Below are 21,032 nucleotides of genomic sequence, written 5' to 3'. Positions count from 1 at the left end.
CAACCATGGCGACTACCGATAGCGATATCGAATTACGACTGCGATGGCAACAACCCAAATCACCGACGACGACGAGGGGAAGAAGGTAGTAGATCAAACCGGCGACGAAGTTGGCATCGTTTCGGAAGTCCGACACGGGACGGCGCACGTCGACCCGAGTCCGGGCATCACTGATAAAGTGAAGTCGAAACTCGGGTGGGGCGACACGGGCGAGGATACCTATCCACTGCAAGAGGAAATGGTGGACTCCATCACGGATGACGAAGTTCGATTGAGCCAGTAGGCTCGTTCGCCCAAGGTTCCAATTGTCACGCCGTCCGCCGCATAATCGCGGCGGACGGCAACTGCGCTACTGTTTTTTCGACGGGTCGGAACCAATCGAGAGCGACGACTGCGCGGTGACTCGCTCCCCGCGAACCAAATCTCCGAACGCGATTCCGGCGAACTGCGTGACGAGGACGAGCACGAGCGGGCCGAGAAAGATGCCGTACCAGCCAAAGAGGATACCGCCGAGAACGTAGGCGAACATCACCAGTCCGGTGTGCGTCGTCCGACCCGAGATATAGGGGCGGACGACCATCTGCGGAAGCAAATCGAGAACGACGAGCGAGACGAGGAAAAACGCCAACGGAAACCAGAACAGTCGCGGGTTGGTCTGGAACACCTGCCAGCCCAGATACGCCGTCAGGGGAACGTAGACGAGTTTGCCGACGACGATGGGGACGAATGTTGCGAGTCCCGTCAACAGTGCGAGAAGGGTCGGAATGGGAAGCGAGATTCCCGAGGGTGCGACAGACGAGAATCCGTTGTACACGATCGTCGCCACGACGCCGACGAGCAGGACAGTGAGGACGTTGCCGAAGTACACCGTGGCGAGGTCGCTATCGACCGCCGAGAGGTACGCGACGAGTGCGCTGTCTTCTCCCACCTCGTTGCGGAACCAATCCGCGAGACGGTCGTCGTCTCGAAGCGCGAAGAACGCGAGTGTGATGGCCAAAAAGAAATGCAGCAGACCGCGGGCGACTGCCCCGAGCGACTCCACGGCGGTCGTGAACTCGTCGCTGAACTGGCCGAGGTTCGACCCGAGCAGTTGACGGGGATTGGAGAGAACGTTGGGAACGTTGGTCGAACCCGGAACGAGTTGGGCGTAGTAGGTTTCGATTCCCGTGCCGGTGAACGCGCTGAGTTCTCGTAGTCCGACCGCGAACGTATAGCCGACCAACAGCAGTGCAGGCAGTGATACCAGTAGGAGCGTCGCTCCCGCCGAGATACTTCCGGACGAAACGTGCTCCGACACTCGGCGATAGATGGGGCGTGACCCGTAGTAGATGAACAGGCCGAGGACGAGCGTGCCGACAATCGAGTAGGCGACGAACAGCAGACTCGCCAGTAGCACGACTGCTAGTATCCACCAACCGACGCGTGACCGATTTTCGGGAAGTTGCATCGTGAGTGTGTCAACGACCTGTCGACAAAAATTTCCTGCTTGCGTAGATCGATGATAGTACCATTTCTCCGGCCATTCGCTTTTTTACCGGATGGACGATAGTATGGAAAGATGTTAGATGAATCCGTCGTAACTCCGGACGACGATGGGGGAGTCGGAGAGTGGGTTCTGCTTTCCGGCAATCGGTTCGTTCTCACGGCAGGAATCTGCGCTGCGGTCGTCGCGGTTCTCACGGCGTTGACCGCAATCGGTGCCATCTCGGTCGGTTTCACAAGTTCGGTTCGAACCCTGCTGTCGAGCGGCATCACCTCCGGGTTGCTCACGCTCATCACGGTCGCGCTGTCCATCAACCAACTCATCCTCTCGCGTGTGTTCGGGTCGCCGGACGAACTCGCGGACAGGCTGAGTGGAACGCTCGAATTTCGCCGAACCGTCGAGGAAATCGCCGGGTTGTCGTCCAGTCCGACCGACCCGACGGATTTTCTCGCGCTCGTTTTCGAGACGATTCACGACCGAATCACGGACGCCGAACTCTCTTCGATAGATGACGAGGTGGCGGAGTATCAGTCTGCACTCGCCTCGTACTCGGAGGACCTCGGTAACCGAGTCCAGAATCAAGACAACATAGTGGGGGTGCTTTCGGAAATCATCGGCCCCGAGTACGCCGAGTTCATGGCGGCGACTCGGCACGTTCGTAACGAGTTCGGTGACGAACTTTCGGACTCCGCGCAGTCGGGAGTGGAGGACACCTTCGAACTGCTCAAAGCCATCGCTATCGCCCGGCAGTATTTCAAAACGCTGGCCATCCAGCAGGACCTCGCCCGTCTCTCGCGGTTCGTCGCTTACTCCGGTCTCGCGGCGTTCGTAACCACCATCTGTCTCACACTCCTCTACAAATCGAGTTCGGGCGCGTATATCGGCCAACCCGACCTCTCAATCGTCGTCATCCTCGGTTTCGGGGTCATCGTCAGTCCGCTCGCGGTGCTCATCTCCTACATCCTCCGCGTTGCGACTATCGCTCGCTACACGGTGTCGGTCGGGCCGTTCGTCCCGCCAAAAGAAGAAGCCGAATAGATTCCGGCGAACCGATTCGTTCGGCTACGTCTACCGCGTCTGCAGGTCGTCTTCGTCCTTGATGATTTGCGTCTCGGCCTCGCCGCTCGTGTGTTCGTTCACGAGATCGTAGAACTCGTTTTGCATCCCTGCCGGGAACGTCATGACGCCGACCCACGAGCCGTCGTTTTGCCACTCTTCGCGCTCCAAATCGCCGAACTGTCGAATCCGAGCTTGCGCGCTTCCGGCGTAGTCTGCGGGCACTTGGACCGCGATAGTCACCTCGTCGAACCGAATCGGAATCACCGGACGAAGCGCATCGAGCGCGTCGTCAACCTGCGGACCGACGGGTTCCATCGGGTCAACGGTGAATCCCGCCTCTTCCAGCGCGTTTTCGATGCGTTCCGGCGGGTGCGGGGCGTTGTCCATCTGCGGGTTGACCGCGTTGCGCGTGATGCGGTTGACCAACTGCTTGTGCTTTTGCTCCTGCATCTCCTTGCGCTGCTCCGCCGTAATCTGAATCTCCCCCCGTTCGATAACTTCGGGGATGATTTTCAGCGGGTCGGTCGTCTCGAACACCGTCTCCAAATCCTCCTCAGCGGGTCGGTCGCCCCGGCTCGCGTTCTCGAACACGTCTTCCGCGGCGATGACGTCCTCAATTTCGCCCTCGAACTCGCCGCGTTTGATGGCGAGCGCCGCGTCGGGGTCTACTAACACTTCAAACCGCGCGCCGTGTGATTCCAGACGCGCCGTCACCGCCTCTTCGAGTGAAATCATACCCGGAGGTAAACGCGCGTACCTAAAAGATGTTTCCCGACGAAAACGTCGAATTTACTCTTCTTGCTCGTCGCCGTCCTCGTCTTCGAGGATGTCGAGTTCGTCGAGGTAGCCCTCGACTTCGTCGTCGTCCAGCATGCGGAATTGTTCGGTTTCCACGTCAACCGTGGCGAGGCCGACGCCCGTCGGCGAGAGTTGGTCGTCGTTGACCGCGCCGAGGGCGCTCAGCGCGAGGTCGATACCGCCATCGAGGTCCATCCCCTCGCTGTAGTTCGTTTCGAGGTAGTCCTGAATCTCGCCGCGGTCCGCGCCGACTGCGAGCGCCTTCCACTCGTACGGGGTACCCGATGGGTCGGTCTCGTACAGGCGCGGCTCGCCGTCTTCGATACCGCCGATGATGAGCGCGACGCCGAACGGGCGCGCACCGCCGACCTGCGTGTACTGTTGGATGTGGTCGGTGACTTCCTTCGTCAACGTCTCGACGCCGATGGGTTCGCCGTAGCGCAGGCGGTTGATCTGCGACTGGCGGCGCGCGAAGTCGATTAGCTGGCGGGCGTCGGCGACGTGGCCCGCACTGGCGATACCGATATGGTCGTCGGACTTGTGGAGTTTCTCGACGCTCGTGCGCTCCATGAGCGGCGAGCGTGTGTGCTTATCGACGGCGAGGACGACGCCGCCCTCGGTTCGGACGCCGATGCTGGCGCTCCCTCGTTTGACGGCCTCCCGTGCGTATTCGACTTGGTAGAGGCGGCCATCCGGGGAGAAAATCGTAATCCCGCGGTCGTACGCCTGCTGTTGGGCTTGTCCCTGCATAGTATCACTCGAAATCGAGTTCCGTCGCGCCGACGAACGCGTTATCGACCTGTACGTCAAACATTCCGTCCCGAACGACGGCCGGTCGTTTCGCGTCCGCAAACACGACGCTTCTCTCCCCCGAAAGTTCCCTGCGGCGACCTAAATACTTTTCTTCACAACCCCGCACCGTCCCGCTTATACCGCGGACGAAAACGCCGACTGGGTCGCCGTGCACCTCGTTGATGCATGCCAGCGCCGCCCGCGCCTCGTCGGTGTGCCCGCGCCGAACTCGGACGAGCGCCTCGCCCTCGCCGCCTTCGAACTCGAAGTTGAACACGGTGAGGTCCGCATCCGCGCTTCCGGCGTCGCCAAGCAGGTTCTGCGCGGAAAACCAGAGGTTTCGCTGGAACGCTCGGCGGTCGATGTCCGCGTCGGGCCATCCTTCGAGACTGACCGCGAGGTAGCGCCAGTGCGGGCGGATATGTTTGGGCAGGTGTTTCATTCGAGAGTCTGATTTGGGGTTTGGCTTTCGACGGATTTGAATCGTGTGTTCTAGCGGCGATGATGTGATGAGTGTGTTAGAGTTGGAGGGTGATGAAAATCGAATTGGAGTGAGTAACAGAAGAAATCAGGACAAGTGAGTCGCTAGGTATTGCAGGCAACAATCAAACCGCCACCGCAACAGCCACGCCCTCCCCAACCGATTCCTTCGCTCCTTCCAGTCGCTCAGTCATCCCTCGCGCGACTTCACCGTGACTTCTCGGACGACAATATCCTCAAAGTCACACCATCGAGCACCATGTGATACGTGAATCGTCGCATGAATCCACATACATTCTGTGGCGCGTGCATTGGCAGGCCTGAGGTTCACCAAAGGCCTGCCAATTATCACACGAGGGATGACCAGAACGAACGCAGTGAGTGTCGGGAATCGGTTGGGGAGGCGTGCGGACTGCAGTGGCGGTTCGTTTGGAGTCGACAACTGCTAGTTACTAAATTCAAAACAAAGAGCAGTAGTCGCCAATCCCTAACCACGCAGAAACAACCCTGAAACGAGAGTAACCGACTGAACAAAATCCAACTCGCTAACCACGAACTCGCAACTATTCCCCGTATCGTTCCGCAACCAAAACGCCAACTTGCTCGTGAACGCGCTCCACGGAAGTCAGCGAAAAGCCGTTATCCGTCAGCACGTCAGCCAGATGCCCGACCGTGGAGGGGTCATCGACTTCGGGGCTGTAAAACGGTTCGTCGGGGTCTGGAGTGCCGAAGAACATCACGTCGCCCAAAACGAACTTCCGCGGCCCGAGGTCGGCAATCGCTTCGATTGCCTCGCGCTTTTCCTCGTCCGAGAGGTGGTGCATGGTGAAGTTGGACACGACGATATCGATTTTCTCGCCGTCCACATTCGGCGCTCGGAATCGGCCTTCGCCAAATTCGACGTTGTCCAGTCCGTTCGCTTCCGCCTTCTTCCGCCCTTCGTCCATCATCCCCTCGCTGATGTCACGGGCGATGACGCGCTTCGCGTCGGGAGCCAACGCGAGCACGATTGCGCCGGTTCCAGTACCCAAATCGAGAATCGCGTCGTCTTCGCTCGGGTTGGCGTGTTCGACCACGAGGCTGACGCAGGCGCGGTACTCGTCGCTGTCCTGTTCGTCGTCGTAGTCGCCGGCGATGTCCGAGAAGCGGTCTGCGTGTTCCTCAATCGTCTTCTTCATACCGACCACGTTTCACGCCCGGCGCTATGAAATCGTCGGAGCGAATCGTTCGGTTTCGCTCGGCGAGGTTACCCCACTCTCGAAGTCCCGTTTCGACTTGGTCGGCGGAGAATCCGATCGTTTCGCCGACTGCCGCCAACTCGCGGGGGGCGCGCAGTTGAAGATGTGAGCGGGCGTCCGCGCTGACGACGAACGGAGCGTCGTACTTCGTGACGATTTCGCGCAGTTTCCGCAAGTCTTTGATTGCCTGTACCCGCTTGCCGCCGTCGGCGCGGAGGATGCGCGAGAAGTTGAACTCGACTCTGACACCGTTTTCCGCGGCGGCTTTCGCCAGCACGTGATTGAAATCGCCGCGGCCTTGCATGGGATGGGCGAGAACGTCGATTCGTTCCTCTTCGACCGCGAATCGGTTGAGTTTCGACGTTCCGCCGTGGAACAGGAGAATCGTCACTTTCGGTCGGAAGTTGCCGACGTGCCCGCTGGCCTGAGAAGGGTTGTCCGCCCGGATTTCGAGGCCGTCCACCACGTCCACGTCGTATTCGTCGCGCACTCGCTCGGCGTCGAATTCTCCCCGCGAATCGGCGTGATTCCGGACGACGATACCGTCGAATTCGTACCCCGCGGCCGTGGCTGCGAAGCGTGCGACGGTGCCGTCCCCGTCGGGAACGGCGTGGACGCTTTCGTACATCGTTCGACTGTCGGACAGCGCGAGACTTGGTGCTTGCGACTCTCCGTTCGTACTTCTTTATTTGCTTGTTTTCATGATTCGGAAAGGATTTGCCTTTCGAACCCAACATGATACGTAAGCCCAAGGGGTTTTGCCGTTTCAAAACTAAGGGACCAAAAGGTTCAGTAACAGAATGGACAGCCATCCACCGACTCCCGCGAGTTCCGACCAGCCAACCCGAGCCGACCTCGATTGGTGTCACCAAGCGGTTCAAGGGGTTTCCCGCACGTTCGCCATCACTATCGACCTCCTCGACGAACCGATGGCGGACGCCATCTGCGTCGGCTATCTACTCTGTCGCGTCGCGGATACGATTGAGGATGCAGGTCACATCCCACCGGACGAACAGACGCGTCTCCTCCAACAGTACAACGACGTACTCGACCCCGACGACCCGACGACGGTGGACGAGTTTCACGCCAGCGCGGAGCAGTGGATTCCGGACGACGGGGGCAACGACTGGGCTGTCGTCGAACACGCCCCCCGAGTCGTGGAAACGTTCGCAACATGCCCGAAATCCGTCCGACAGGCGGTCAGACCGCCGGTTCGGGAACTCGTCGGCGGGATGGCGATGTTCGTGGAGCGCTACGACGACACCGGCGGCCTCCGCATTCGGACGCTTCCGGAACTCGAAGAGTACTGTTACTACGTTGCGGGGACGGTCGGCGAACTCATCACGAACCTCGTCTGTCGCGGGGCGGACGACGACCAGGCCGACCGCCTGCGGGAAAATTCGGAGTCGTTCGCCCTCCTCCTCCAGTTGGTCAACGTTTCGAAGGACGTGTACGTGGATTACCACGACGAGAACAACGTCTACCTCCCGGAGACGTGGCTCGACGACGAGGGCGTCCCGCAGGACGCCCTCTGCGAGCCGGAACACCACGACGATGTCGCGGACGTCGTCGCCCGCACCGCGGAGCATGCCGACGGCTTCGCCGACGACGCCCAGACCTACTTGGAGAGCATGCCCCAAACGCAGGGCAATCGCCTCGTCGCGTGGACCATTCCGTACCTCCTCGCGGTCGGTACCCTCCGCGAGGTTCGCAAGCGTCCCGAAGACGCCCTCCGACGCGCCGGAATCAAGGTGTCGCGAGAGGAAGTCCACGCGCTCATCGCGTCGCTCTCTGGTGGCGTCGACCGCGACATGCTCGGCGAACTGCGCCGGACGATTGCGGAGCGACCGTTCCATCGAGGCTGACCAGACTGATTCTCATCTCGAACTATCACGCCGTCGCATTTTCCCACGTTCGTTCCGGCTGAGAACCCGGCGTGAAGCGGCCACATTCTGACCTGAGCGGACTCGTGACCGAACTGGAACACCCAGCGTACTTTCCGTTTTCCAGCCACAGGATTCGAAGTCCGTGTGCGTCAGGCAGGGTTCCTTCCGGCGACCCACCCGAAAATTCGAGTACGACCGTGTATCGAACGGCAGTTTGGCAGACGTCGTCCGACGACCCCTTGGACTCGGAATCGACGTGCACCCGGAACGTGCTCATGTCTGCCCCTTTCGGAGACGTTCGCTCCGCCCAAACCGAAATGTCGGCGTCGGCACTGTTCGTCCGTATCGTCGTCGTTTTGGTTATTTTGCCACCACCCATCGAAGAACCCGCATACCGTCGCATCTCATCGGCACAGTCGGAATCCAATCGCTCGAAATCGGTGACCGTTACCTCTGTCGGGCCGGTGTGATTCGAAAACAGCGGGAGCGCGTTGACTCCGTTCGGACTACTTCCGACGATGACAATGCCGACAACAGCGACGAGGAGGAGGACTCGTTTCGGGTCGGAAACCATGATTTAGGATCGGATAGAGAACTGATAAGAACCCCGATTCGGTCACACAACCGCGAAACGCACACCGAACCACGAAAAAACGAAAGCCCAGTTCAGTACTCGTAGAAACCGTTTCCGGTCTTCTTCCCTAAATCGCCAGCATCGACCTTACGCTTGAGCAGGTAGGCGGGTTTGTACCGGTCGCCTAGCTCCTCGAACAGCGTCTCGCTGGCGTCGAGACAGATATCCAGTCCGATGTGATCGGCGAGCGTGAGCGGTCCCATCGGAACGTTCGTACCGAGGGTCATTCCCTTATCGATGTCCTCTTTGCTGGCGACGCCTTCATCGTAGGCCCGGATGCCCTCGTTAATCCACGGCATGAGGATGCGATTGGTGACGAATCCGGGTTTGTCGTCGGATTCCCACGTCTCCTTGCCGAGGTCTTCCGCGAGGTCGTGGGCGAGTGTGACGACCTCGTCGTCGGTTTTCTCGCCGACGACGAGTTCGACGCCCTTCATGATTGGAACCGGGTTCATGAAGTGCAGACCGACAACGAGTTCCTCGCGGTCGGTCACGCTGGCGATGGTCGTAATCGAGAGCGTGCTGGTGTTCGTGGCGAGCACCACGTCCTCGGGGAGCACCTCGTCCAACTCGGCGAAAATGTCCTGCTTGATGTCCATGTTCTCGACGGCGGCCTCGACGACCAAATCGCAGTCCGCGAGGTCGTCTAAGTCCGTCGTTCCCGTGATTCGGGAGACGACTTCGTCCGCCTCTTCTTGGCTCATCTTGTCCTTGGTGACGAAGCGGTCGAGGCTGGTTTCGACGGTGTCGAAGCCGTTCTCTACGAACTCCTCTTTGATGTCGCGCATGACCACGTCGTAGCCGCTCGTGGCGACCACTTGCGCGATGCCGCTACCCATAGTGCCTGCGCCGATGACGCCGATGCTGTCGATGTCGGAAAGCGAGCGCATGGCCGTGACTGCTTCGGGAACGGTTGTAAGGATAGCGGAACGCGAACGGAAAATATTCGTAACTATGTCGGAAATATCGATATTCGTAGGTAGAAATAAAACAGACAAGTCTAGTGGCGAAACATTCAAGGTGAGTGAGTGGGAGGCCAAAACGAATCGGTGAGGGTTGTGACCGAAAACGATATTACTGGGAGAGAGACCGAGGCCGTCCGTCCGACGAACGTACATTTCGTCGGGCCAGCGACGGCAGAGGTCATCGAGAGCGCCGAATTTGACGCGAAGGATATTCAGAACCGAACCGTTTCTTACGAGATGTTACGCGAAGCGGGCATCAATCCGGGGGTCGCTGGTCGTCTGCGCAAGGAACATTCCCTCTCGTGGTCGTTCGAATCCGGCAGTGACCTCACGGGGAGATCGAACAAAATTCGCGGCCTGAAGGACGACGAACGAGCGTGGATTGCCGCCAGTTCCGGCGATTGGGAACAGCAATCGCCCGAAACCGCCACGACCGACGGGAGCGGCGACGCCGAGGCGGAGGAAGCGGCGTGGCGCGACCGGAGCAGTCCCGACCCGGTGACCGACGTGCCGGGAATAGATGACCGACTGGCGAACGAACTCGCGGAAGCGGGCATCACGTCGGTTCGTAGTATGGCCATCGCCGACCCCGAACGAGTGGCCGACTCGCTATCCTTCGACTGTGAGCGAGTCGCAAACTGGCGGAACGCCGCCCGCGACTTGCTGTAAGTTTACTACAATTGTAGTTCCTAGAATGGACTGTAAACATATCGAGGGCTACGAAAACGGGGGTTTTCAGCTCGGACGCTACCAGTAGACTCATATATTTCGTCGGCTCAGTTCGGAACGATGATTCCGCTGACTGACTCGCAAGTCACGCGAGACGGCAAAGCACTTATTCTGGCGATGGACCACGGTCTGGAGCACGGCCCTTCGGCCGACTTCAGCTCCGTTCCGGACACGCTCAACCCCGAGAAAATCTTCGAAACCGCGACCCACGACGCAGTGACATGCCTCGCAGTGCAGAAAGGTGTCGCGGAGACGTACTACCCCTCCTACGACGACGACGTGAACCTGCTCGCCAAACTCAACGGCACGAGCAACCTCTGGATGGGCGAACCGTACTCGCCGAAAAACTGGACGGTCGATTACGCCGCCGAACTCGGCGCGGACGCGGTCGGGTACACCGTCTACTCCGGTTCGAACCACGAGACGAAGATGTACGAGGACTTCCGCGACGTGCAAGAACGGGCACACCGCGAATACGATATGCCCGTCGTCATGTGGTCGTACCCCCGCGGACAGGGGCTCAAAAACGATACTAAGGAAAGTACCATCGCCTACGCGACCCGAATCGCGCTCGAAATCGGCGCAGACATGGCGAAGGTCAAATACCCCGGCTCCCGCGAATCCATGGAGTGGGCCGTTAAATCCGCCGCCGACATGCCGGTCGTCATGAGCGGTGGCTCGAAAACCAGCGACTACGACTTCCTCTCCAGCGTCGAAGCCGTGATGGACGCGGGCGGTGCGGGACTCGCAGTCGGTCGCAACGTCTGGCAGCGCGACGACCCCGAGGCCATCCTCGACGCGCTCGAAAAGGTCATCTTCGAGGACGCGACCGCTGACGAAACGCTCGAATAATGGAGACACTCGACACAATCATCGAGGTCGTTTCGACCTCCGCGCCCGTCGTTCGAAGCGGACTCACCGGCCGTCGCAGAAAGGCCGACGAGGAAAACCCCAGCGGCGAAACCCAGATGGCGGCGGACGTGTGGGCCGACGAGTACCTCGAAGCCGAACTGACGGCTATCGACGGCGTCGGCGAGTTCGCCAGCGAGGAGCGCGAGGGCGTCATCGACTGCGGCGACGGCCTCTCGGTCGCAATCGACCCGCTCGATGGTTCGTCGAACATCAAATCGAACAACTCGATGGGCACCATCGTCGGCGTGTACGACGCCCCCCTGCCAGCGTCCGGCCGAAACCTCGTCATGGCAGCCTACGTCCTATTCGGTCCGATTACGACGATGATGGTCGCTCGCGAGGGAACCGTGACGGAGTACGTCATCGAAGACGGCGACCGCAGAACGGTCAAAGAAGACCTGACGCTCCCCGACGACCCCGTGGTGTACGGCTTCGGCGGGCGCGTTCCGGACTGGTTCGAGGAGTTCACCGACTTCGCTCGCGAAATCGAAACTGAACTCAAACTTCGATACGGTGGTTCGATGATAGGCGACGTGAATCAGGTGTTGACCTACGGCGGCGTGTTCGCCTATCCCGGGCTGCAATCGCGCCCCGAGGGGAAACTCCGGTTGCAGTTCGAAGGAAATCCAATCGCGTACATCGTCGAATCCGCGGGCGGCCGGTCGTCCGACGGCGACCGGTCGCTGTTGGACATCGAACCCGACGAACTTCACCAGCGGGTTCCGGTGCACCTCGGCAACGAGGGACTCATCGATCGACTCGAATCGGCGCTGTAGCCGCCTCGTTTTTTCGAAAGTCGGTTCGTTCCTCGACGTGGCTGTGGAGCCGACACTACACCGTCGTGGTCGGTTGCTGTGCGGTCGTCGGATTCGTTGTCGTCCCCTGACCAACCGTGGTCTGTCGAGTGGTCACGGTTTGTGTCCCCTGTTGTGCCGTCTCGGTAGTCGTCGCTCCGGGCGTCCCCGGAACGGACGTTTGCGCGCCTCGTTCCTGTTCGATGCACGCCTGCACGTCGTCCTGTTCGATAGACGCGACTTCCTGCCCGTTCGTGTCGAACAACGTCGCGTTGAGGAAGACGAAACCTTCGACATCGAGGTCCGTCGTCGTGTTCGTCCACGTGTAATTGCCGTCCGGCGCTTGCTCGAAATTGTTCGCCGAGACGTTCTGCGTGACCTGCACGCCCGATTCCGGATTCGACACATCGACCAATACCGCGACCAATTGCAGGTCTCGGGGCTGTGTCGTGTTCGCCGTGATTTCGGTGCAGTTCAGGTCAACCGCGAGCGGTTCGGCGGTCGGAGTCGTAGTTGTGGTCGTCGTCGTGACATTCGGCGTAGTAGTCGTACCGTTTGCCGTGGTAGTCACGTCGGCAGTCGGCGTGGCGGTGGGTGCCTGCGTTGCGGGAGTCGGCGGAGCCGCCGGAGTCGTCCGTGGCGTCGTTTCGTTCGGTGTTGCCTGGGTGGGTTGTGGCGGTTGCGTCGTCTCGGTGTTCTGCGTAGTCGTTGTCGTCGCTGTTGGTGGCAGTGTCGTCGTGACAGCCGAAATCTGACTCGCCTCGTCCTGCGCGAGCGACCGAACCGTTTGCGGTTGCACGTTCTCCCCCTCGGCGATTTGGTCAGCCGCTCGTGCCGCCCCCGCGCTTGCGGCTTGCCGAATCTGGCTCGCGTCGTTCACGTTCTGCTGGGCGGCAGCATTCGCCGACCCTGCCGCGGCACCCGCGGACGCGGCCTGCATCTGTTCGACGGTAGCTCCCTGAACCTGCGTGATACTACCGCTCGCCGAACCCAGCGCGGCGGCTTGAATCTGCGTGATGCTCGCCCGCTGACTCTGGGAAATCGCGCCGCTCGCACCGCCCCGCGTGGCGGCTTGCACCTGCCGGACATCGACTTGCTGGCGTTGGCTCGCCGAAACGCCGCCCGTCGCGGAGCCTTGTGCGGCGGCCTGTACTTGCGTGATGCTCGCTTGCTGGCTCTGCGTCACTGCGCCCGCCGCCGCGCCAAGGCACGCGGCCTGAATCTGTTGGATTCGAACGGTTTGCACCTGCGTGATACCGCCGCGCGCCGCACCCCTCGCGGCGGCCTGTATCTGTTGCACCTCAACGACCTGTTTCTGGACGGCGCCCTGAATGGCTCCCTGCGTCGCCCCCTGCGCGACGACCTGAATCTGCACGATGTTTATCGTTTGAATCTGGACGATGCTCAACGCGCCCGCCGCCGCGCCTCGGCAGGCCGACTGCACCTGTTTGACGGTTGCCCGTTGAATTTGCGTGATTCCACCTTTCGCCGCGCCCTGTGCGGCGATCTGAATCTGGACGATGTTGGCTCGTTGGTGCTGGGAAATCGCACCCGCCGCGGCACCACGCGTCGCGGCCTGCACTTGTCGAATATCGACTCGCTGAACCTGCGTTACCCCTCCGTTTGCTGCGCCCAGTGCGGCGACTTGAACCTGTTTCACGTTCGCGCGTTGCGTCTGTAGTGCCCCCGTCGCCGCGCCCTGCGCCGCGAACTGCACCTGCTTGATTTCGACTCGCTGGCGCTGGGCAAGCGCGCCGAAGGCGGCACCCTGTGCGGCTTCTTGAACCTGCGAAATGCTCGCCTGCTGGTTCTGAACCGCGCCTTTCACGGCACCCGTTCCGGCCCCTCGCGCCGCGATTTGTATCTGTTCGACGGTCGCTCGCTGACTCTGCGCGACCGCGCCGTGGCCAGCGCCAAACGCCGCGGCTTGGACTTGGGACGCGTTTGCGCGCTGCACTTGTTTCGTCACCCCGGCGGTTGCTCCAGTGGTCGCAACCTGAATTTGGCGAATATCCACGGTTTGACTCTGGAGGAGCGTTCCGTGCGCCGCACCGCGGGCCGCTGCCTGCACTTGCGAAACGCTCGCTTGCTGGCGCTGAGAAACCGCTTGCGCGGCACCTTGTGCCACCGCCTGTCGTTGTTGCTGACTGATCGAAACGCCTTGCCGCTGTGCCAGCGACGCGCCCTGCAACGCACCGCGAACGGCGGCCCGCTCGCGGTCTGAAAGCTGGCGTTGTCGAACGGATACTCGCTGAAGGACATCGCCCGAAAGGGAACCGTCGGTTTGGTCGCTCACTCGTGCGCTCGGCGACAGCACGTCCGGTGCGTTCGTCGCCGCCTGCGCGTCTACTGACGCGGAGACGTCCACCGATTCGGATGGTTCCGTCGGCGACTGTGCTGTCGGTTGCACCACCGAAACGAAACCAGTATTCACGAGCGTCAGGATGAAAACGAACACGAGCGTCGTTCGGATAAATCGCCTCATAATCACGTAACTGACGGTCGATTCCGGTTTCAACCTTCGACACTGTTAATTCCGTTCTTGAAATCCATCGACCCGTTGCCGACGCTGCACGTGGAGGTTATCTTCGAGCACTATCGGCAATCGAACCGAACTCATGAGGTAATCGTCGTTTCGCTGGCCACAATTCGATGGAACTCATCACCCAAATATATTCGGTGATACAGCTATTAGAAACAAAACCATACGCGTCGATGGTTTCAGTTCGACTGCCAGCTTTCTAGGTACCTAGATTCACCATTCTTTATGGAGGGTCATCAACTGGAGATGAGCGTCGCATGAGCAATGAGTCACCATACCGGGACGACTCGGGGAAACGACCGTCTACAGATCCACCCCACGTACTTCGTGCTGAACCGGCAGTGAGCAGGCCGTCGTTCGACGACATCTTTAAACTGCTGTCGGAGAAGCGACGTCGATACGCTATTCACCATCTCTCGGCAACGCCGGAGGGCGTGGCAACGCTTTCCGACCTCGTCGAGCAGGTCGCCGCGTGGGAAACCGAAACGTCGACCGGGGACGTTCCGGACGATTACCAAAGGCGCGTCGAAGCATCACTCCATCACACACACACCTGCCGAAACTCGATGACGCGAACATCATCGACTACGATGCGCGGAGCGAATCCGTCCGCTACTGGGGACAACCCGTCCTCGAAGAGTACGCGGAACACGTCGCCGCAATGGAACTGCCAGAACGGTAGTCGTTTATCGCGCTCCGTTCCGCACCGACCCCAAAGACGCTTCTAAACACCTCCCTCCGCAAACTCCCGCCTTCAGATTCGCTTTCTGCGACCGCTTTTTTTGCCAGTCGAAATTTTTGCCGCGTGCGAAAGGGAAAACGGTTTGAAATCACCCCACGGACACGGAGACATGAAAGTCCGCATCGGCGCGGGGGCAACCGAGGAGGAAGCTTCAGCTATCGCCAGCGCACTCGCCCAGCACGTCGGGAGCGAGGTGAACGTGTACGTCGGGGACGCAGACAAACCCACCGTCACGTGGAGCGAATCGGAAGAACCGCCAGAAGACGATTTGGGGCCGACGGAGCGCGAGGAAAAGCTCTGGGAAGAAATCGAAGAAATCGAGGCTGGCGGCCCCGAAAAGTACAAAGAACGTCTCGCCGAGAAGGGAAAGCTGTTCGTTCGAGACCGACTCGACCTCTGGTTCGGCGACGACGGCTTGAAGTTCGAAGACGGCCGATTCGCCGAGTTCGACGCGGAGGACAAACTTCCGGCGGACGGCCTGCTCACGGGGGCGGCCGAGTTCGAAGGCCGGGACGTCCACTTCATGGCGAACGACTTTACGGTCAAAGCCGGGAGCATGGCTGCGAAGGGCGTTGAGAAGTTCCTCCGGATGCAACAGCGCGCACTCCAGAGCGGCAATCCCGTTCTCTACCTGATGGACTCTTCCGGCGGGCGGATCGACCAACAGACCGGCTTTTTCGCCAACCGCGAGGGTATCGGGAAGTACTACTACAACCATTCGATGCTCTCCGGGCGCGTGCCGCAGATTTGTGTCCTGTATGGGCCGTGTATCGCAGGAGCGGCGTACACCCCGGTTTTCGCCGACTTCACAATCATGGTCGAGGAGATGTCCGCGATGGCCATCGCCTCCCCGCGGATGGTGCAGATGGTGACGGGCGAGGACATCAGCATGCAAGATCTCGGCGGGGCGCAGATGCACGCCGAACACTCGGGGAGTGCCGACCTCGTCGCGGGCGACGAGGAACACGCTCGCGAACTCGTCGCCGACCTCATCACGTACTTGCCGAACAAAGCGCACGAGAAACCGCCGCGGAGCGAACCGAAGGCACCGAAACTGTCCCCGAACGGCATCGATGAGGTCATCCCGCAGAGCCCGAACCGGGCCTACGACATGACCGATCTGATAGAGCGCGTCGTGGACGCGGATTCGTACTTCGAACTCCGGCCAAACTACGGCGAGGAAATCATCACCGCCTTCGCCCGAATCGACGGGCGACCGGTCGGCATCGTTGCCAACCAACCGGCACATCGCTCGGGCGCGATTTTCCCCGACGCCGCCGAAAAAGCCGCGGAGTTCATCTGGAAGTGTGACGCCTTCGAAGTGCCGCTGCTCTACCTCTGTGACACGCCGGGATTCATGGCCGGGTCGCAGGTCGAAAAGGACTCGATTCTGGAGAAAGGAAAGAAGATGATTTACGCCACCTCTTCCGCGACGGTGCCGAAGCAGTCCGTCGTCGTCCGGAAGGCCTACGGCGCGGGCATCTACGCCATGTCCGGCCCCGCCTACGATCCACAGAGCGTCATCGCGCTCCCGTCGGGTGAAATCGGAATTATGGGTCCCGAGGCCGCAATCAACGCGGTGTACGCGAACAAACTGAACGCCATCGAGGACGAGGACGAGCGCGCGCAGCGCGAACAAGAACTCCGCGAGGAGTACCGACAAGACATCGACGCGCACCGCATGGCCAGCGAGATGGTCATCGATGACATCGTCCCGCCGAGCACCCTGCGCGAGGAACTGGAAAATCGCTTCGAATTCTACGCGGGGTTAGAAAAGAGCCTGCCGGATAAGAAACACGGGACGATTCTGTAGGTCGGCTCGTTCACCGGTCGCGGGCGGTTCCTCGTCGCCGGGACGGCGGACGGCAATTTGTATATCGTCGGTGACGTTGAATGGTAGATTAGCCGATATTTTATGCACATCATTACCGTCAAATCTACTCGTTAAGGAACTGTATAATAAAGCCCGTCTCCGGAGTTGGTCGGTATAACGCGGACACTCCGCCACACCACCATGAACCACCAGCGGTTATCCGCCCGAATTTACGGCGTGGCACGGCCCAACTTCGGCACGTTGGAGCGCATCCTCTGGTTCGTCGTCGTGCTCGCTCTCGTCGGCGACCTGCTGACGACCTACATCGGGTTACGTACCGGTTTGACCGAATCGAACCCCATTGCACGGGGCGCGCTCGCAGAGTTCGGATTCGCGGCGCTTCTCGGACTGAAAGCGTTCTCGCTGGCGGTCGGGTTCGCATGTCGCCCCCTCCTCCCGCGAGAGTACGTCGCGCTCATCCCTGCGGGACTCGCGCTTCCGTGGACGATTGCGGTGTTCGTCAACCTCTCGTTGTTGGTGTAGCTCCTCCTTCTCACCTCTTCAGGTCGCAGTCTACTCGGCGTTCTCCATCTTTAGCGACAGCGCGGTTCGGTCGAACTCGCAGACTAGCGTCTCGTCCTCGCCGTCAGTTTTGAACACTTCGACGTGCATGGTGACGACGCCGCGCTCGCCGTCGCTCGTCTCGCGCTTGTCCGTTACGGTCGATTGGGCGCGAATCGTGTCGCCGTGGAAAACAGGATTCGGGTGCGAGACGTTGTCGTAGGAGAGGTTGGCGACGATGGTTCCCTCCGTGGTGTCCGGAATCGAGACGCCGACCGCGAGGCTCATCGTGTAGAGTCCGTTGACCAGTCGGTTGCCGAACTGCGTCTCGCCAGCAAACTCGGCGTCCAAATGGAGCGGCTGCTGGTTCATCGTCATATCGCAGAACCGCTGGTTGTCGCTCTCGCTCACGGTGCGCCGTTTCTCGTGGGTGATAGTTTCACCGACCTCGAACTCCTCGTAGTAAAGCCCAGTCATGGGAGAATCTGCATCGTGTGTCGGAAAAATCCTATCGGTCTCGGACCGATTGTTCCGACCGTTTCAACTGTTGCATCGGCGCGAAGAGGGTGTAATCGGTCCATAACAAAGTAGATAGTATCCGAATAGTGAGACAGTCAGACCATATTCAGGTCGGGAGAAAAACATGAAGGACGAAAACACGCGACATCCGACGAATCGACGCGAACTCGATGCGACAGGTTACCCTCACGACGAGGACGAATCGGACGGTATCGACGTGAGTGCGACCGGCGAGTTCCAGTTCGACCAAGTGGTCACGCGCGGGGACACCACGGTTTCGCGGAGCGTCGAATGGACGTTCGAGCGTTCCGAAACGAGCGGTGACGTTGCCGAATCGGACGAGGAACTCGAACCGGCGAACGACGAACGCGCCACCGACCGCGAGAACGTAAAGCGATTCGTCTCCGACGGCGGTTTCGAGTCGGAATCAGATTCGAAATCGAGACGAATGGCACTCGACGGCGGCGTGGACGACCACGACAGTTCGTTCGAGACGGGGGCGGCACCGGCGAGGCCCGAGAGCGGAGCGGAGCCGAAAACCAGAGCCGAACTCGCGGACGACTCGTCCGATACCGATTCGCCGATGAGGAATTCGTCGAGGACTGCATTGGACGCGGGCGCGGACGCTGTCCGCGCCCGTTGGTACGCACAGGTCGGCGGGCCGGTCGAAACCACGCCCGTCGTCCGCGACGGGTCGGTCTACGTCGGCACCGAAAACGGATTCGTCTGCGACATCGACCACCGCGACGGCGTGAGCAACTGGCTGTTTCAGGCGTCCAACGCGGTCGGAACCCCCGGCGTCGGAAACGGCTTCGCTTACATCGGCGACCGCAGTGGAAATCTGTTCGCGCTCGATTCGGCGAGCGGCGCGCGCGAATGGCGATTCGAAACGGACGCCGGACTCGAAGTCGCCCCGCAACTCCTCGGCGACGACCTCTACGTCGCCGCTCGAGATGGGCAGGTGTTCGCGCTCGATTCCGAAACCGGCGAGGAGCGGCTTTCGTTCCGGAGTCCCGCGCGAGCGTTCACGTCGCTCCGAATCGCGGGCGACACCTTGTACGCGACCGGCCTCGACGGCGGACTCTTCGCCCACGACGTGACCGACGGAAGCGAGCAGTTCCGCTTCGCCCCGTCGCTCGCAGTCGCTGGCGCGCCGGAAGTCGTCAACGACACGGCATACGTCGGAACCGTCGATGGTGACCGCGTGTACGCCATCGACGCCGAAACCGGCGAAACCAAGTGGCGATTCCGGACGAATGCGGGAATCTGGTCGTCCCCGGTTGCCGTGAGCGGTATCATCTACATCGGATGTGCCGACGGACATGTCTACGCGTTGGACGCCCGCGAAGGAACCGTTCGGTGGCGCGTGCAGACCGGCGCGCGTGTGTGGGGGTCGCCCGCCCTTACCAACGAACTGGTGTACGTCAGCAACGACGACGGCATGGTGTTCGCGCTCGACCGCGCCGACGGTCACGTTCGCTGGCAGTTCAAAGCACAGGAGGCGCTCGTCGCCCCGCCAGCGGTCGGACGGAACGGCGTCTACGTCGGCGACGTGGCGGGAACGGTGTACGCCCTGCCGCAGTAATCTCACCGAACTCTCGACCCCCTACACCGTCCTCGTTTTCGTTCCGACTCGATACGAGGATCGTCGTACACGTTCCGTACGGAGTTCGTGCTGTTCTGTTTTTCCGCGTTCTATGGCGTGGTATCGCATGTCGCTCCCGTTTCGGATGGCAAGGTCTTTGCCCGGTCGGGTAAGAATTGCCGGTCAGAACCCGCGGAGGCGCTACATCATGTCATCAACTGGGAAACAGAAAGAAGAGGAACCGGAGACGGCGGCAGAGACAGCGCGGCGACAACTCGAACGCGCCGCGGCGCACTTGGACGTTGACCGTGGAATCATCGACCGTTTGAAACACCCCGACCAAGTCCACCGCGTGTCGGTTCCGTTGAAGCGCGACGACGGCGAAACGGACATCTTCACCGGCTACCGCGCCCAGCACGACAGCGTGCGCGGCCCGTTCAAGGGCGGTATGCGCTATCACCCCGGCGTGACCGAGGAGGAGTGTACCGGCCTGTCGATGTGGATGACGTGGAAATGCGCCGTGATGAACCTCCCGTTCGGCGGCGCGAAAGGCGGCGTTGTCGTGAATCCAAAGGAACTGAGCAGCGAAGAAAAAGAGCGACTTACCCGACGATTCGCCGAGGAACTGCGCGACTTCATCGGTCCGATGCGCGACATTCCCGCCCCGGACATGGGAACCGACGCGCAGACGATGGCGTGGTTCATGGACGCCTACTCGATGCAGGAAGGGGAAACCCAACCCGGCGTCGTTACGGGCAAGCCGCCGGTCATCGGCGGTTCCTACGGACGCGAAGAGTCTCCCGGACGCTCCGTCGCCATCATCACCCGCGAGGCGTGTGAATACTACGACTACCCGCTCTCCGACACGACAGTCGCCATCCAAGGATTCGGTAGCGTCGGCGCGAACGCGGCCCTTTCCCTCCACGAATGGGGCGCGAACGTCGTCGCCGTTTCCGACGTGAACGGCGCGATTTACGACCCCGACGGGCTGAACATCGACGAGATTCCGACCCACGAGGAAGAACCGGAAGCGGTGACGACCTTCGACGCGCCACAGCGCGTTTCGAACGACGAGCTCCTCGAACTGGACGTGGACGTTCTCATCCCGGCAGCAATCGGCAACGTCCTCACCGAATCGAACGCCCCCGAAGTCAAAGCCGACATCGTCGTCGAAGGGGCGAACGGCCCGACGACGACAACCGCGGACGAAATCATGGAGACACGCGGCATTCACGTCATTCCGGACATCCTCGCCAACGCGGGCGGCGTGACGGTGTCGTACTTCGAATGGTTGCAGGACATCAACCGACGACAGTGGTCACTCGAACGAGTGAACGAGGAGCTCGAATCGGAGATGCTGGACGCGTGGAACGGCGTGCGCACCGAAGTCGAAAAGCGCGACGTGACGTGGCGCGACGCCGCCTACATCGTCGGTCTGTCGCGCATCGCGGAAGCGCATCAGGCCCGCGGACTCTGGCCATAGAGTCACCGAATCACATC

Annotated in this window: 21 protein-coding genes; 11 read left to right on the top strand and 10 right to left on the bottom strand. The window is 60.7% G+C overall.

The genetic code is table 11. The features are described 5' to 3' along the window. The first annotated feature begins 43 nt into the window (after positions 1-43). Positions 44-283, top strand: a complete 240-nt coding sequence (locus LIX15_RS00425; RefSeq protein WP_227775549.1) for a DUF8593 domain-containing protein — start codon at positions 44-46, stop codon at positions 281-283. A gap of 66 nt (positions 284-349) precedes the next feature. On the opposite strand, the gene LIX15_RS00420 is transcribed toward LIX15_RS00425, so the two are convergent. Further along, positions 350-1,447: an AI-2E family transporter gene (locus tag LIX15_RS00420; protein ID WP_227775548.1), complete on the bottom strand. Its 1,098-nt coding sequence runs from the start codon at positions 1,445-1,447 to the stop codon at positions 350-352. A gap of 111 nt (positions 1,448-1,558) precedes the next feature. Here LIX15_RS00420 and LIX15_RS00415 point away from each other — a divergent pair, with 111 nt between their 5' ends. Then, positions 1,559-2,521 (top strand): DUF7972 family membrane protein, encoded by a 963-nt coding sequence (locus tag LIX15_RS00415; protein WP_227775547.1) that lies wholly within the window; start codon positions 1,559-1,561, stop codon positions 2,519-2,521. A 30-nt stretch (positions 2,522-2,551) separates the two neighbouring features. Here LIX15_RS00415 and LIX15_RS00410 read toward each other — a convergent pair whose 3' ends face one another. From LIX15_RS00410 to LIX15_RS00390, 5 genes are all read right to left on the bottom strand, one after another. Next, entirely contained in the window at positions 2,552-3,277 is a 726-nt protein-coding gene (locus LIX15_RS00410; protein ID WP_227775546.1) for a ribosome assembly factor SBDS, read from the bottom strand. A 54-nt stretch (positions 3,278-3,331) separates the two neighbouring features. After that, positions 3,332-4,090, bottom strand: a complete 759-nt coding sequence (psmA, locus tag LIX15_RS00405) for an archaeal proteasome endopeptidase complex subunit alpha (RefSeq protein ID WP_227775545.1) — start codon at positions 4,088-4,090, stop codon at positions 3,332-3,334. Between the two features lie 4 nt (positions 4,091-4,094). Then, complete coding sequence (locus LIX15_RS00400) at positions 4,095-4,574, bottom strand: Rpp14/Pop5 family protein (protein WP_227775544.1); 480 nt, start codon at positions 4,572-4,574, stop codon at positions 4,095-4,097. A gap of 601 nt (positions 4,575-5,175) precedes the next feature. Next, positions 5,176-5,790, bottom strand: coding sequence for a class I SAM-dependent methyltransferase (locus tag LIX15_RS00395; protein ID WP_227775543.1), 615 nt, complete (start codon positions 5,788-5,790; stop codon positions 5,176-5,178). Beyond that, positions 5,774-6,478, bottom strand: coding sequence for an RNase P subunit p30 family protein (locus LIX15_RS00390; RefSeq protein ID WP_227775542.1), 705 nt, complete (start codon positions 6,476-6,478; stop codon positions 5,774-5,776). Before LIX15_RS00390 ends, LIX15_RS00395 begins: the two co-directional genes overlap by 17 nt. 172 nt (positions 6,479-6,650) lie before the next feature. Between LIX15_RS00390 and LIX15_RS00385 the strand changes: the two genes are divergently transcribed. Further along, positions 6,651-7,715 carry a phytoene/squalene synthase family protein gene (locus LIX15_RS00385; RefSeq protein WP_227775541.1) on the top strand — a complete coding sequence of 355 codons (1,065 nt, stop codon included), beginning with the start codon at positions 6,651-6,653 and terminating at the stop codon, positions 7,713-7,715. A gap of 25 nt (positions 7,716-7,740) precedes the next feature. Here the strand turns inward: LIX15_RS00385 and LIX15_RS00380 are convergent, their stop codons facing one another. Together LIX15_RS00380 and LIX15_RS00375 are read right to left on the bottom strand one after the other, a co-directional pair. Beyond that, positions 7,741-8,310 (bottom strand): hypothetical protein, encoded by a 570-nt coding sequence (locus LIX15_RS00380; RefSeq protein ID WP_227775540.1) that lies wholly within the window; start codon positions 8,308-8,310, stop codon positions 7,741-7,743. A 92-nt stretch (positions 8,311-8,402) separates the two neighbouring features. Beyond that, positions 8,403-9,260, bottom strand: coding sequence for a 3-hydroxyacyl-CoA dehydrogenase family protein (locus LIX15_RS00375; RefSeq protein WP_227775539.1), 858 nt, complete (start codon positions 9,258-9,260; stop codon positions 8,403-8,405). A 159-nt stretch (positions 9,261-9,419) separates the two neighbouring features. On the opposite strand from LIX15_RS00375, the gene LIX15_RS00370 reads away from it, so the two are divergent. The 3 genes from LIX15_RS00370 to LIX15_RS00360 all read left to right on the top strand — a co-directional run bounded on the left by LIX15_RS00370 (position 9,420) and on the right by LIX15_RS00360 (position 11,752). Beyond that, positions 9,420-10,004, top strand: coding sequence for a DUF7409 domain-containing protein (locus LIX15_RS00370; protein WP_227775538.1), 585 nt, complete (start codon positions 9,420-9,422; stop codon positions 10,002-10,004). Positions 10,005-10,124: 120 nt separating this feature from the next. Further along, positions 10,125-10,916: a class I fructose-bisphosphate aldolase gene (locus LIX15_RS00365; RefSeq protein ID WP_227775537.1), complete on the top strand. Its 792-nt coding sequence runs from the start codon at positions 10,125-10,127 to the stop codon at positions 10,914-10,916. Next, the gene (locus tag LIX15_RS00360; protein ID WP_227775536.1) at positions 10,916-11,752 is read left to right on the top strand and encodes a class 1 fructose-bisphosphatase; all 837 of its coding nucleotides are present in this window, start codon (positions 10,916-10,918) and stop codon (positions 11,750-11,752) included. Before LIX15_RS00365 ends, LIX15_RS00360 begins: the two co-directional genes overlap by 1 nt. A gap of 55 nt (positions 11,753-11,807) precedes the next feature. Here the strand turns inward: LIX15_RS00360 and LIX15_RS00355 are convergent, their stop codons facing one another. Further along, positions 11,808-14,255 carry a hypothetical protein gene (locus LIX15_RS00355; RefSeq protein WP_227775535.1) on the bottom strand — a complete coding sequence of 816 codons (2,448 nt, stop codon included), beginning with the start codon at positions 14,253-14,255 and terminating at the stop codon, positions 11,808-11,810. A gap of 314 nt (positions 14,256-14,569) precedes the next feature. On the opposite strand from LIX15_RS00355, the gene LIX15_RS00350 reads away from it, so the two are divergent. From LIX15_RS00350 to LIX15_RS00340, 3 genes are all read left to right on the top strand, one after another. Beyond that, complete coding sequence (locus LIX15_RS00350) at positions 14,570-15,040, top strand: DUF7344 domain-containing protein (RefSeq protein WP_227775534.1); 471 nt, start codon at positions 14,570-14,572, stop codon at positions 15,038-15,040. A 123-nt stretch (positions 15,041-15,163) separates the two neighbouring features. Further along, positions 15,164-16,867, top strand: coding sequence for an acyl-CoA carboxylase subunit beta (locus tag LIX15_RS00345; RefSeq protein WP_227775533.1), 1,704 nt, complete (start codon positions 15,164-15,166; stop codon positions 16,865-16,867). A gap of 201 nt (positions 16,868-17,068) precedes the next feature. After that, positions 17,069-17,410 (top strand): DUF5658 family protein, encoded by a 342-nt coding sequence (locus LIX15_RS00340; protein ID WP_227775532.1) that lies wholly within the window; start codon positions 17,069-17,071, stop codon positions 17,408-17,410. A 30-nt stretch (positions 17,411-17,440) separates the two neighbouring features. Here LIX15_RS00340 and LIX15_RS00335 read toward each other — a convergent pair whose 3' ends face one another. Continuing rightward, the gene (locus LIX15_RS00335; RefSeq protein ID WP_227775531.1) at positions 17,441-17,905 is read right to left on the bottom strand and encodes a MaoC family dehydratase; all 465 of its coding nucleotides are present in this window, start codon (positions 17,903-17,905) and stop codon (positions 17,441-17,443) included. A gap of 166 nt (positions 17,906-18,071) precedes the next feature. Between LIX15_RS00335 and LIX15_RS00330 the strand changes: the two genes are divergently transcribed. Then, complete coding sequence (locus tag LIX15_RS00330; protein ID WP_227775530.1) at positions 18,072-19,532, top strand: outer membrane protein assembly factor BamB family protein; 1,461 nt, start codon at positions 18,072-18,074, stop codon at positions 19,530-19,532. A 208-nt stretch (positions 19,533-19,740) separates the two neighbouring features. Beyond that, positions 19,741-21,015, top strand: coding sequence for a glutamate dehydrogenase GdhB (gene gdhB, locus LIX15_RS00325; RefSeq protein WP_227775529.1), 1,275 nt, complete (start codon positions 19,741-19,743; stop codon positions 21,013-21,015). Positions 21,016-21,032: the final 17 nt, after the last annotated feature.

Source organism: Haladaptatus pallidirubidus (assembly GCF_020700235.1).
In the GTDB taxonomy this organism is placed as follows: Archaea; Halobacteriota; Halobacteria; order Halobacteriales; family Haladaptataceae; genus Haladaptatus; species Haladaptatus pallidirubidus.
The sequence above is the reverse complement of the archived record's forward strand: the minus strand, read 5'-3'. Positions and strand labels throughout refer to the sequence as shown.

Excerpts from the sequence above, each read along its gene's own strand:
- LIX15_RS00395 (WP_227775543.1), bottom strand. The coding sequence starts at position 5,790 with ATGAAGAAGACGATTGAGGAACACGCAGACCGCTTCTCGGACATCGCC.
- LIX15_RS00390 (WP_227775542.1), bottom strand. The coding sequence starts at position 6,478 with ATGTACGAAAGCGTCCACGCCGTTCCCGACGGGGACGGCACCGTCGCA.
- LIX15_RS00400 (WP_227775544.1), bottom strand. The coding sequence starts at position 4,574 with ATGAAACACCTGCCCAAACATATCCGCCCGCACTGGCGCTACCTCGCG.
- LIX15_RS00385 (WP_227775541.1), top strand. The coding sequence starts at position 6,651 with ATGGACAGCCATCCACCGACTCCCGCGAGTTCCGACCAGCCAACCCGA.
- LIX15_RS00345 (WP_227775533.1), top strand. The coding sequence starts at position 15,164 with ATGAAAGTCCGCATCGGCGCGGGGGCAACCGAGGAGGAAGCTTCAGCT.
- gdhB (WP_227775529.1), top strand. The coding sequence starts at position 19,741 with ATGTCATCAACTGGGAAACAGAAAGAAGAGGAACCGGAGACGGCGGCA.
- LIX15_RS00365 (WP_227775537.1), top strand. The coding sequence starts at position 10,125 with ATGATTCCGCTGACTGACTCGCAAGTCACGCGAGACGGCAAAGCACTT.
- LIX15_RS00340 (WP_227775532.1), top strand. The coding sequence starts at position 17,069 with ATGAACCACCAGCGGTTATCCGCCCGAATTTACGGCGTGGCACGGCCC.
- LIX15_RS00380 (WP_227775540.1), bottom strand. The coding sequence starts at position 8,310 with ATGGTTTCCGACCCGAAACGAGTCCTCCTCCTCGTCGCTGTTGTCGGC.
- LIX15_RS00375 (WP_227775539.1), bottom strand. The coding sequence starts at position 9,260 with ATGCGCTCGCTTTCCGACATCGACAGCATCGGCGTCATCGGCGCAGGC.
- LIX15_RS00360 (WP_227775536.1), top strand. The coding sequence starts at position 10,916 with ATGGAGACACTCGACACAATCATCGAGGTCGTTTCGACCTCCGCGCCC.
- LIX15_RS00420 (WP_227775548.1), bottom strand. The coding sequence starts at position 1,447 with ATGCAACTTCCCGAAAATCGGTCACGCGTCGGTTGGTGGATACTAGCA.
- LIX15_RS00350 (WP_227775534.1), top strand. The coding sequence starts at position 14,570 with ATGAGCAATGAGTCACCATACCGGGACGACTCGGGGAAACGACCGTCT.
- LIX15_RS00425 (WP_227775549.1), top strand. The coding sequence starts at position 44 with ATGGCAACAACCCAAATCACCGACGACGACGAGGGGAAGAAGGTAGTA.
- LIX15_RS00355 (WP_227775535.1), bottom strand. The coding sequence starts at position 14,255 with ATGAGGCGATTTATCCGAACGACGCTCGTGTTCGTTTTCATCCTGACG.
- LIX15_RS00410 (WP_227775546.1), bottom strand. The coding sequence starts at position 3,277 with ATGATTTCACTCGAAGAGGCGGTGACGGCGCGTCTGGAATCACACGGC.
- LIX15_RS00330 (WP_227775530.1), top strand. The coding sequence starts at position 18,072 with ATGAAGGACGAAAACACGCGACATCCGACGAATCGACGCGAACTCGAT.
- LIX15_RS00335 (WP_227775531.1), bottom strand. The coding sequence starts at position 17,905 with ATGACTGGGCTTTACTACGAGGAGTTCGAGGTCGGTGAAACTATCACC.
- LIX15_RS00415 (WP_227775547.1), top strand. The coding sequence starts at position 1,559 with ATGTTAGATGAATCCGTCGTAACTCCGGACGACGATGGGGGAGTCGGA.
- psmA (WP_227775545.1), bottom strand. The coding sequence starts at position 4,090 with ATGCAGGGACAAGCCCAACAGCAGGCGTACGACCGCGGGATTACGATT.